The 11,089-nt window shown below is 51.3% G+C and carries 8 protein-coding genes and 1 riboswitch; of the genes, 2 read left to right on the top strand and 6 right to left on the bottom strand.

All coding sequences use genetic code 11. The features are described 5' to 3' along the window. Window positions 1–498: 498 nt before the first annotated feature. From sdhB to AB4Z33_RS20995, 3 genes are read right to left on the bottom strand one after another with little or no spacing between them, the layout of a single operon-like run. Window positions 499–1,263, bottom strand: a complete 765-nt coding sequence (gene sdhB, locus AB4Z33_RS21005; RefSeq protein WP_442051757.1) for a succinate dehydrogenase iron-sulfur subunit — start codon at window positions 1,261–1,263, stop codon at window positions 499–501. Window positions 1,264–1,269: 6 nt separating this feature from the next. Continuing rightward, on the bottom strand, window positions 1,270–3,027 hold the full coding sequence (sdhA, locus tag AB4Z33_RS21000; RefSeq protein ID WP_442051756.1) for a succinate dehydrogenase flavoprotein subunit: 1,758 nt from the start codon (window positions 3,025–3,027) through the stop codon (window positions 1,270–1,272). A 42-nt stretch (window positions 3,028–3,069) separates the two neighbouring features. Further along, window positions 3,070–3,741 carry a succinate dehydrogenase cytochrome b558 subunit gene (locus tag AB4Z33_RS20995; RefSeq protein ID WP_442051755.1) on the bottom strand — a complete coding sequence of 224 codons (672 nt, stop codon included), beginning with the start codon at window positions 3,739–3,741 and terminating at the stop codon, window positions 3,070–3,072. A 301-nt stretch (window positions 3,742–4,042) separates the two neighbouring features. On the opposite strand from AB4Z33_RS20995, the gene AB4Z33_RS20990 reads away from it, so the two are divergent. Next, complete coding sequence (locus AB4Z33_RS20990) at window positions 4,043–4,942, top strand: LysR family transcriptional regulator (protein ID WP_442051754.1); 900 nt, start codon at window positions 4,043–4,045, stop codon at window positions 4,940–4,942. 93 nt (window positions 4,943–5,035) lie between these two features. Here the strand turns inward: AB4Z33_RS20990 and AB4Z33_RS20985 are convergent, their stop codons facing one another. Together AB4Z33_RS20985 and AB4Z33_RS20980 are read right to left on the bottom strand one after the other, a co-directional pair. Then, a complete protein-coding gene (locus tag AB4Z33_RS20985; RefSeq protein ID WP_337098427.1) occupies window positions 5,036–5,698 on the bottom strand; it encodes a potassium channel family protein in 663 nt (220 codons plus the stop codon). A gap of 17 nt (window positions 5,699–5,715) precedes the next feature. Then, window positions 5,716–7,062: a TrkH family potassium uptake protein gene (locus AB4Z33_RS20980; RefSeq protein ID WP_442051753.1), complete on the bottom strand. Its 1,347-nt coding sequence runs from the start codon at window positions 7,060–7,062 to the stop codon at window positions 5,716–5,718. A gap of 94 nt (window positions 7,063–7,156) precedes the next feature. After that, window positions 7,157–7,331, bottom strand: a riboswitch (cyclic di-AMP (ydaO/yuaA leader). Window positions 7,332–7,578: 247 nt separating this feature from the next. On the opposite strand from AB4Z33_RS20980, the gene AB4Z33_RS20975 reads away from it, so the two are divergent. Then, window positions 7,579–9,213 (top strand): CPBP family intramembrane glutamic endopeptidase, encoded by a 1,635-nt coding sequence (locus AB4Z33_RS20975; RefSeq protein ID WP_442051752.1) that lies wholly within the window; start codon window positions 7,579–7,581, stop codon window positions 9,211–9,213. Here AB4Z33_RS20975 and uvrC read toward each other — a convergent pair. Beyond that, on the bottom strand, window positions 9,179–11,074 hold the full coding sequence (uvrC, locus tag AB4Z33_RS20970; RefSeq protein ID WP_442051751.1) for an excinuclease ABC subunit UvrC: 1,896 nt from the start codon (window positions 11,072–11,074) through the stop codon (window positions 9,179–9,181). The two genes, AB4Z33_RS20975 and uvrC, sit on opposite strands and share 35 nt — an antisense overlap. Between the last annotated feature and the right edge of the window lie 15 nt (window positions 11,075–11,089).

The following is an 11,089-nucleotide window of genomic DNA, read 5'->3' as shown; positions in this document are numbered from 1 at the left end:
CGGTGTGCGGTGTGCGGTGTGCGGTGTGCGGTGTGCGGTGTGCGGTGTGCGGTGTGCGGTGTGCGGTGTGCGGTGTGCGCTGTGCGCTGTGCGCTGTGCGGGCGGAGTACAGTTAAGTTAGTTCAGATGTGGTGCCGTGTTTGAGTCTTATAGATTTAGGAGGTTAGCCTGCTTATCTCCGTTGCTAGGAGGCAATTGACAAAACGGGCCTTTATCCTTTATCATTAATAATGATTATCAATATCATATATCTGCAAGTGAAGGAACAGATTGCGAGTGCACTACAAATGAGAAAAACTCCTATCGGAGTACTTCGATGATGAGCGACCTACAAGTTTGCACAGCAAACTCGCTTCGGAAGCAAAGAAGTTTTTATCGCCAATCTGAATGATCTCCTTTACGCTTTATCGCTGTACAGTGCTTAAACATTCTGATGTAGTAAACAAGCCCCCGGCATCGCCGAGGGCTTGTGAATGAAGATAATGGCAGACCGGGTGATTACATCCCCAGCCATTTTTTGAACAGGTGCTTCGTTGTATCCTTGTTGATCGCAGCGATCGACGTCGTGAGCGGAATGCCCTTCGGACACGAGCGTACGCAGTTCTGCGAGTTGCCGCAGCCTTCGATACCGCCATCCGTCATAAGCGCGTCGAGACGCTCTTCCTTGTTCATCTCCCCTGTCGGGTGAGCGTTGAACAAGCGAACCTGCGAGATTGCGGCAGGACCGATGAAGCTGTTGCGATCGTTAACGTTCGGGCAAGACTCGAGGCAGACGCCGCAAGTCATACATTTGGACAGCTCGTACGCCCATTGACGCTTCGTCTCAGCCATGCGCGGTCCAGGACCAAGATCGTACGTACCGTCGATTGGAATCCAAGCTTTCACGCGCTTGAGCGCATTGAACATACGCTCGCGGTTGATAACAAGGTCGCGAACGACTGGGAACGTGCGCATCGGCTCAAGGCGAACCGGCTGCTCGAGCTTATCGATCAGGGCGCTGCACGCTTGACGCGGCTTGCCGTTGATAACCATCGAGCATGCGCCGCATACTTCTTCCAGACAGTTCGATTCCCAGCATACCGGAGCTGTTTTGGCGCCGTCCGCTTTGGTCGGATTACGTTGAATTTCCATCAGACCGCTAATGACGTTCATGTTAGCGCGGTATGGAATTTCGAACTCTTCCGTGTAAGGCGTCGAATCGGGAGTATCCTGCCTAGTGATGATAAACTTAACCGTTTTTGTTGCAACAGTTGTTTGAGCCATCGTTAGTTATTCTCCTTTCTTCTTATCGCTGGAGTAGTCGCGTTTACGAGGTTTGATCAAGCTTACGTCAATGTCCTCATAAGAGATTTGCGGGCCTTCCTTCGTCCACTTCGCAATCGTCGACTTCATGAACGTATCGTCATCGCGTTCAGGGAAATCAGGCTTATAGTGAGCACCGCGGCTTTCGTTACGCATTAATGCGCCAAGCGTCATCGCTTCGGACAGCTCAAGCATATTCCACAGTTGACGAGTGAAAGCAACGCCCGCGTTGTTCCAAGAAGCTGTATCGTTGATGTTAATGTTCGAATAGCGTTGTTTCAGTTCTTTGATCTTGCCGATCGTAGCTTCCAGCTTGTCGTTGAAACGAACGACCGTCATGTTGTTTGTCATCCACTCGCCAAGCTCTTTGTGAATAACGTACGCATTTTCGTTGCCGTTCATTTTTAGAATGCTGTCGTACTTATCGGTTTGGCGTTTCGCCTCGCGATCGAATACGGACGAAGAGATATCTTCAGCCGATTTCTTAAGGCCTTTGATGTACTCCACCGCTTTCGGACCAGCCAGCATACCGCCGTAAATAGCGGAGAGCAGCGAGTTAGCGCCGAGACGGTTCGCACCGTGGTATTGATAGTCGCATTCGCCAGCAGCGAACAGACCTGGGATGTTAGTCATTTGGTTGTAGTCTACCCACATACCGCCCATCGAGTAGTGAACCGCAGGGAAGATCTTCATTGGGATTTTCCGAGGATCGTCACCCATGAACTTCTCGTAGATCTCGATGATGCCGCCAAGCTTAACGTCAAGCTCCTTCGGGTCTTTGTGGGACAAGTCAAGGTAAACCATGTTTTCTTGGTTGATGCCGAGCTTTTGGTCTACGCAGACGCTAAAAATCTCGCGTGTCGCGATATCGCGGGGAACGAGGTTTCCGTATGCCGGGTATTTCTCCTCAAGGAAGTACCAAGGCTTGCCGTCTTTGTAAGTCCAAATGCGTCCGCCCTCGCCGCGCGCCGATTCCGACATCAAGCGAAGCTTGTCGTCGCCCGGAATTGCCGTTGGGTGGATCTGGATGAACTCGCCGTTCGCGTAGTTAACGCCTTGTTGATACACGGCGCTTGCTGCCGTACCTGTATTAATAACCGAGTTCGTCGTTTTGCCGAAAATAATGCCAGGACCGCCAGATGCCAGAATAACCGCATCCGCACGCACCGAGCGAATTTCCATGGAGCGAAGGTCTTGAGCAGACACGCCGCGACATACGCCGTCGTCGTCAATAACAGCGCCAAGGAATTCATAATGCTCGTATTTTGTAACGAGGCCGGCTGCTTCCCAGCGGCGTACTTGCTCATCGAGTGCATACAGCAATTGTTGGCCAGTCGTTGCACCTGCGAATGCTGTACGGGAATGCTTCGTACCGCCGAAACGACGGAAGTCGAGCAAGCCCTCGGACGTACGGCTGAACATAACGCCCATCCGGTCCATCAAGTGGATGATACCAGGCGCTGCGTCGCACATCGCTTTAACTGGCGGTTGGTTCGCTAGAAAGTCGCCGCCGTATACTGTATCGTCAAAGTGCTCCCACGGGGAATCGCCTTCCCCTTTCGTATTCACCGCTCCGTTAATGCCGCCTTGCGCACATACGGAATGCGAACGTTTGACCGGTACAAGAGAGAACAGATCAACGTGTACGCCTGCTTCTGCTGCTTTGATGGTAGCCATCAAGCCTGCAAGACCGYCGCCGACGATGATTATTTTATTTTTTGCCACAACGTTTCACTCCTTGTCCTTAAGACTTACCTATTAATCAGACTAACCGATATTTGTAAGCGCCAATGCGGCACTTGCAGCTTCTTGGAATTCATCGCCTCTGAACGCAACAAGCGAAAGAATGAACAGAGCAGCGACAATTACGAAAACACCCATACAAATGTAGGACGAGATGCGTTGCGCTTTCGGGCCGATAGTAATGCCCCAGCTAATCAGAAACGCCCACAGGCCGTTGCTGAAGTGGAATACCGCTGCCAGTACGCCGATCACGTAGAAGACGAAGTAAGCAGGATTGTTCGCAATCAAGTTCATGGTCGAGCCGAGCTCTTCATGCGTAATGTTGCCGAGGTACACTTGAATTCGCGTCTGGTACACATGCCAGAAGACGAAAATAAATGTAATTACCCCCGTTACGCGCTGCGCTGTGAACGCCCAGTTCCTTCCGTATTGGAAGCGCCCCGTATTCGAATTCGATTGGTAAGCCACATATAGGCCGTAGATACCGTGGAACAATAGCGGGAGGTAAATGCCGAAAATCTCAAGCAGCGTTACCACAGGCATGCTATTGATAAAGTGCACGGCCTTGCCGAAGCCCTCTGGCCCGCGCTCGAACGCTTGATAGTTCGCCAAACCGTGGACGACGATAAAGCCGCCTAGCGGAATGATGCCTAGAAGCGAATGAAGCTTGCGCGAGAAATACGAGTTTCCTTTCATGTTCTTCCTTCTCCTTTCAAGACTGTAGTTGCATACTTTTCCATCTGTAAATTCTAAGCCTCTAAGTTACACCACTTATATGTACTTAGAATTTAGTGCAAAACGTACTTTCACCGCTAGTGACGGTTGAAGCCGTTTCCGCTCATACAAACCATTCACCATTGTAACCCCAGCATGTACCTCCGTCAACAAAACTCGACACAATCTAGCCACACTTTCCATCCTACTCCTTTTCAGCTTATAATGGAATTGCTTATTTTTTATAATTTCTTATAACAAAATGACATAAGGGGATTTTGTCGTGTATGATGAGCTCCATGTATTCTCTGTAATCGTTGAGCAGTCGAGTATGAACAAAGCATCTGCCCTGCTCAATCTGTCGCAGCCTGCCCTATCCCGAAAGATCGCCAAGCTGGAGCAAGACATCGGGTCGCCGCTGTTCCGCCGTATTGGCAAACGGCTAGAGTTGACACGAATAGGCCAGCTTACGTACGAGTATGCGATTGAGCTTAGACAGCTTCATCGCAACTATTTGCAAACGGTATCCGAATTCACCGCGACCGGCCGTTCTTCGCTAACGATCGGCGCAAGCCTCACGACGCTGCAGACGACACTGCCGGATCTGATCCAAATGTTGACGAGCGCACATCCCGAGGTGGATATCAAAGCCGTAACCGGCAAAACGCATGAAATCGTCTCGCTAGTCCGCGAGCATAAGGCCGATATCGGCATCGTCGCTTCCAGTATTGAGGATTCGACGCTGCGCTGCCTGCCTCTCTTCGATGATCATCTGCTGCTCATTCTGCCGCGCAATCAGGTCGTAACCGACAAAGGTTCGCTGGGCATTATGGATCTGGACGGCATGCCGATGATTTTATTCTCCCGCGGAACCTGGTACCGCGTATTGACCGACGAGCTGTTCGATAAGTATCAATTGCAGCCTGACGTTCGAATGGAGATCGATTCCTTCGAAGCTATCCTTCGCCTGCTGCATACATGCCGCGCAGCCACATTGCTTCCGCAATCGTATATGCGCCAACAATTGATCGACGACAATGAGCTTGTTGTCGTACCGATCCGCGAGCTTGAGGATACGAAACGCACGACATCGCTTATTCATGCCGATCCCGCGGGGCTAAGTCCTTCGGTTCGACTGTGGATTAATGAAATTGCAGCCCGCTTCCCGAGCAAGCAAGCTTAACATAATGGACAAAAAACAGYGGCGAAAAGCATTAGCCGCTGTTTTCATCATTTCCAATATATCGCTTTCGAATCCATAAGAACGGCGCTCTATTTAACGGATAACCGTCGCCTCGAATTCCTCGATTTGATCGTTCGTCCCTATAATAACCATAATGTCTCGTTCCGTAAGAACATCTGTTGCCGAAGGAGCAATAATTATACCGTTAGGCTTGTTGATCGCAACGATGCTGCACCCGAATCTTGCCCGGGGATTAAGGTCGCTCAACGACTTTCCGTTCAAGCATTTCGGGACGGCAAGCTCTGCGATCGTATAATCCTTGGATAGCTCGATATAATCAAGCAGGTTTGGCGATACGAGCTGATGCGCAACCCTAATGCCCATATCCCTCTCCGGATAGACGACCCTGTCAACGCCGATCTTCTCAAGCACACGGCCGTGCAGCTCGGACATCGCCTTCGCGACAACCTTCTTCACGCCAAGATCCTTCAATAATATGGCAGTTAGAATGCTCGCCTGAATGTCATCGCCGATCGCAACGACGCCGCAGTCGAAGTTGCGTACGCCTAGCGAGCGAAGCGTCTCCTCATCCGTGCAATCCGCCGATACGGCGTACGTTAGCACGCTGCTCATATCCTGCACCGTTTCTTCATCCTTATCGATGCCGAGCACTTCATGACCAAGCTCGATGAGTTCCCTTCCAAGGCTTGAGCCGAACCGCCCCAAGCCCACAATGACAAACTGACTGCGTTTGATAGCCACCTGTAAATCCCCTATCCAATTGTTATTTTACCTTCCGGATACCGGTACAATTCTTTATCTGTTCCAGGCCCAAGCGCATAAGCGAGCGTTAATGGACCTAGCCGACCGGCAAACATCGTGAATGCAATAATCATTTTGCTAATATCGCTAAGCTCCGGGGTCAATCCAATGGATAGTCCTACGGTGCCGAACGCGGATGTTGCCTCGAACAATATTTTCATGAACGGCTGATTCTCGATCGTTGCAAGAATCATCGTCACGACCACGACGAGCGTTAACGACAAAATCGTAATCGTCAGCGCCTTGAATATGCGGTCCTTGGCAAGCCGATAGCGGAAGAAGACGATATCCTCACGTCCGCGAATCATCGAGATTACGGCGCCGACAAGCACCGTGAACGTCGTGGTTTTAATGCCGCCCCCCGTCGAGCCCGGCGATGCGCCGATGAACATAAGGATGATCGTAAAGAAGACGGTAGCCTGCCTTAGAGCTGTATAATCGAGCGTATTGGCGCCAGCCGTACGCGGTGTAATGGATTGGAATAATGAGGCCCATATCTTGCCTCCCCAATCGAGCGAGCCGAGCGTGAGGGGGTTCGTGAATTCGAAAACAAACAACACAATCGCGCCTAACGCGATCAATGTCCCCGTCATGGCGAGAACGATTTTACTATGCAGCGACAGCTTGCGCTTCTTCCGATATTCCATTAGATCTGACATAACGACGAAGCCGAGTCCTCCGAATACGATTAGCATCATTGCGGCAATATTAACGATTGGATCGGACACATACAGCGTTAAGCTGCGGTAATCTCCGAAAATATCGAAGCCGGCGTTGTTGAACAGCGATACGGCGTGGAAAGCGCCGAAGAAAGCTGCCTTGCCAAGCGGCATATCGAACGAGAACCGGAACGTGAAAAGCAGCATCCCGACGAGTTCAATAGACAGCGAGTAGTAGATGACGCGGCGAATTAGCCTAATAATGCCCTCCATGCTTGTCTGATTCATCGCCTCTTGAAGAATCAGCCTCTCGCGCAGCGATATTTTCCGCCGCAAAACGAGCGCGATTAGCGTTGCCATCGTCATGAAGCCGAGGCCGCCAAGCTGGAACAGCACCGTCAGAACGATCTGGCCGGCTGTCGAGAAATAGGTGCCGGTATCGACGACGACGAGGCCGGTCACGCATGTCGCTGAAGTCGCCGTGAACAAAGCGTCTATGAAGTTCAGCCGTTCGCCTGTTGCCGAGGCGAAGGGCAAAGAGAGCAAAAATGCCCCAATGAATATAATGAGCGCGAAGCCGCTAACAAGTATCCTCGGCGGAGACCAGTTCTTCACGTCCCAAATYCATGCGAATTTCATCTTATATTGTGCACCTCAATCTTCGAAAATCTACTGCGTTATCGTTATAAGCGCACAAAAAAAAGCACTGGAAGCTCAAGTGCTCAAGAAGATGAGTCCTGTTCCAATACGCCTACGAGGTTAGCTGACGGATTCGGGCCTGGACAGGCAGCCCTATTCAATCGCCTGAAGCTGCGCTCCGGCAATGTAGAAATTCACCCCATGCCGCCGGATGCCCGGCAACAATATGGTTCCCCCGTTTTCCTAAGGAAATTCGGCTGTGCTATTCATTTGGTATGACGATAACGATTATAAGCCCAAATACGCCCTTGCATAAAGCTCCCTTTTCTCACATTAGAGGCTATATTCGACCAAAAAGACGCAGTTATGCGCTTCACCTTGCCCTACACTTCATGAACATCGTTATTTCGCGGGATTATGAAAATAAAGACCTAGTTTCAATGGATAATTCAGGGAACGTTGTGATATGGTAGTATAGTATGCTTCATCCTACTCCTATACGCATGAGGTGAACTGATGATCGATTCAATTAAACACAAGGAATGGAAGCGTTACATATGGGCAGCCGTTATTTGTCTTCTCATTTACATGTTCGTCGATATCGTCCCGCTAATAAAGGCGAGCTCTTCRGATGAGCTAGGCGGCAGAGCCATTAGCAAAGCACAAGCGGAGCAGGCAGCCGCGTCGTTCGCCGAGAAGCTCGTAGGACGAGAGGTGGATTCCGCCAAAGCCGTCCATCAATCCGACAAGCTAATGAACGGCTACCTTACGCGTGATGAGCTGACAGAGGCGTATGCCGATCTATACGATAAACAATTTCCAACCGATACATATCAAGTCGAGGTGGACTTTGAAGGGGCAGGCGGCAAAGGATTCGTCTACGTCCATATGCAGACTGAACGTATCGTGGCCTGGAATCTGCATGGCGGCGAGCCTGTTCAGGACGACAATCCAGAAATCGATAAGCTGAGCATCGCATTGCTCRAGGAGCAAGGGTTCCGTGCAGAGGAGCTTGCAAGCGGAGCGGCCTATCCGAACGGCGAGTGGGGAGTTAGCCCAAGCGACCATTCGATCGGCGAATCGAAGCTGCAAGTGACGATTGCCGTAAGCTTGATCGACGGCGAGCCCGTTATGACGAAATACAAGCCAGCCTTCATTGCGCCGGCTGAGTATAGGGACTATGTGAAAGCCCAAGACAAGTGGGCGCAATTCATGACCGGCTTCGGCTACTTCCTCATAAGCTTCATCCTGTTCGTGCTTGCAGTCATCTACGCCGTCCTTTACCGAGGACATACGTCATTCAAGCGAGGAATCGTACTCACTATCATTTACTTCGTTACGTATGTCATTATCAATATGAACGTACTCGACGGAGTTAGAGCATCGCTTGGCGAAAATGAGCTCGGCGGTCAGACGATTCTGATTACCGCCATATTCACCGTCCTATTGTCTATTCCGATGGCCGGCTCGATCTATATCTCGCTTGTGGCGGGCGACGGCTTGTGGAAGGCGCAAGGACGCTCCTTATGGCCGCGTTTCGGCCAGCCTGGGTACGGAACGTACGTGTGGCGCAGCATGGGGCTTGGCTACTGCTTCGCTGCTATTCTGTTCGCGCTGCAGGCGGCCATCTTCATCGGCTTGAAGTTCACGATCGGCACATGGTCGACCAGCGACGTTACGCAATCGCCGTACAACATGAGTTATCTATGGCTCATGCCCGTGCTGGCTTGGGCGGCAGCTATATCCGAAGAAGCCGTATTCCGATTCTTCGGCATCGGCCTGTTCCGCAAATGGTTCAAAAATACGTTCGTAGCAGCCATTATTCCAACCGCATCATGGGCGCTCGGCCACGTCATGTACCCGCTATACCCGTCGTCGACAAGGCTCATCGAGCTAATGATTATCGGGCTCATCTTCAGCTTCATCTTCGTCAGATACGGCTTAATTACGGCGATGTTCACGCATGCGATATTCAACAGCGTCGGCGTAGCGCTTACTATTGTTACCGTCGGTTCGGCGTTCGATATCGCATCAGGCATCTTCTTCGTTATTTTGCCGATTCTAATCGCATATGGGATTAAGTATTTGGATGACAAAAAAGAGAAGAAACCGCCGATTACGACGATTCCTCCTCATTTAGAGCAGCAATAATTTGACCAGCCAGCTTTTCCCCGATAGAGAGAGGCCTGAAGTCTTCGACGGAGGCCTCTTTTATTTTGCGAATCGAACCAAAATGCTTGAGCAGCAGCTTACGCCGCTTCTCGCCAATGCCGGGAATCGAATCGAGCTTCGATTCTACCATCGACTTGGCGCGCTGCTCGCGATGGAACGAGATTGCGTAACGATGCACCTCATCTTGTATGCGCTGAAGCAGATAGAACTCCTGACTGTCGCGCGGTAAAGGCACGACCTCAGGCGGATCGCCCGTCATGAGCTGCGCCGTCTTATGCTTCGCATCCTTCACGAGGCCGCAGACCGGAATGGATAAGCCAAGCTCGTTCTCCAGCACGTCCAGAGCGGCCGATATTTGCCCTCTGCCGCCGTCGACGACGATTAGATCAGGCGGCGTCAGCTGCTCCTTAAGGACGCGCTCATAGCGTCTGCGAATGACTTCGCGCATCGTTTCGTAATCGTCGGGTCCTGTTACGGTCTTCACCTTATATTTGCGGTACTCTTTCTTGTCCGGCTTGCCGTCCGTGAAGACGACCATCGCCGATACTGGATTCGTCCCTTGAATGTTCGAGTTGTCGAACGCCTCAATGCGGTGCACCTCGGCTAATCCTAACCAATCGGCAAGCGACTCGGACGCCTTCACGCTGCGTTCCTCATCACGGGCAATCAGTCTGAACTTATCCTCAAGCATTACCTTCGCATTCTCCATCGCCATAGAGACGACTTCGCTCTTGCGTCCGCGCTGCGGCATGAGCACMTTCACCTTAAGCCAGCTGTGCAGCGAAGCCATCACATCATCCGCACGCGAGCCTGCAGCCGCATCTTCGGATTCGGCGTCACCGTTTAACGAGGCCGCAGCCGTTTGCTCCTCAGCTTGCTCCAGCTCAGGAGGCAGCGGCAAGAAAATTTGCTTAGGCAGCGCTGGATTGTCGCTATAATATTGCGTGACGTACGTCATGAAGTCATCATACTCTTCGCCGTAATAAGGGAATGTCGACGCGTGACGTTCGATCATTTTGCCATGGCGCATATAAAGAATTTGTACGCACATCCAGCCCTTCTCTACCGCATAACCGAATACGTCGCGGTCAAGCGCATCGGAGAGCGTAATTTTCTGCTTCTCCATAACAGCCTCGATCGCCACGATCTGATCGCGGAATTCCTTTGCCCGCTCGAATTCGAGCTCCTCGGCTGCCGATTCCATCTTCCGCTGCAGCTCCGCCTTCACGACATCCTGGCCGCCGCCGAGGAAACGGGTAATTTCCTGAACCATCGTGTCGTARGACTGCTGCTGCACCTCGTACTCGCATGGAGCGAGACATTGACCTAGATGATAATATAGACATACTTTGTCCGGCAGCGTCTTGCATTTCCGCAGCGGATAGATCCGCTCAAGCAGCTTAAGCGTCTGCTGTGCCGCATAAGCGTTCGGATAAGGGCCGAAGTACTTCGCTTTATCCTTCACGACACGCCGCGTCACCTCTAGGCGCGGATGCTTCTCGCTCGTTATTTTAATATAAGGAAACGTCTTGTCATCCTTTAGCAACACGTTATAGCGCGGATGATATTGCTTGATGAGATTGCACTCCAGAATGAGCGCTTCCATATTGCTGCCGGTCACGATAAATTCGAAATCGCGTATTTCCGAGACGAGACGCTGCGTCTTCGCGTTGTGGCTGCCGTTAAAATAGGAGCGCACGCGATTCTTCAATACTTTCGCTTTGCCTACATATATAATGACGTCGTCGCCGTTCTTCATCAGGTAACAGCCCGGCCCGTCGGGAAGCAAGGCTAGCTTGTTTCGTATAAGTTCTTTTGCTGCTATTAACTGCTGATCCATGCTCGCACCTCCGAT

Origin of the sequence: Paenibacillus sp. 2TAB19, assembly GCF_052115185.1 — a bacterium.
In the GTDB taxonomy this organism is placed as follows: Bacteria; Bacillota; Bacilli; order Paenibacillales; family Paenibacillaceae; genus Pristimantibacillus.
Note: the sequence above shows the minus strand (reverse complement) of the source record. Positions and strands in the feature narration are given on the sequence as shown.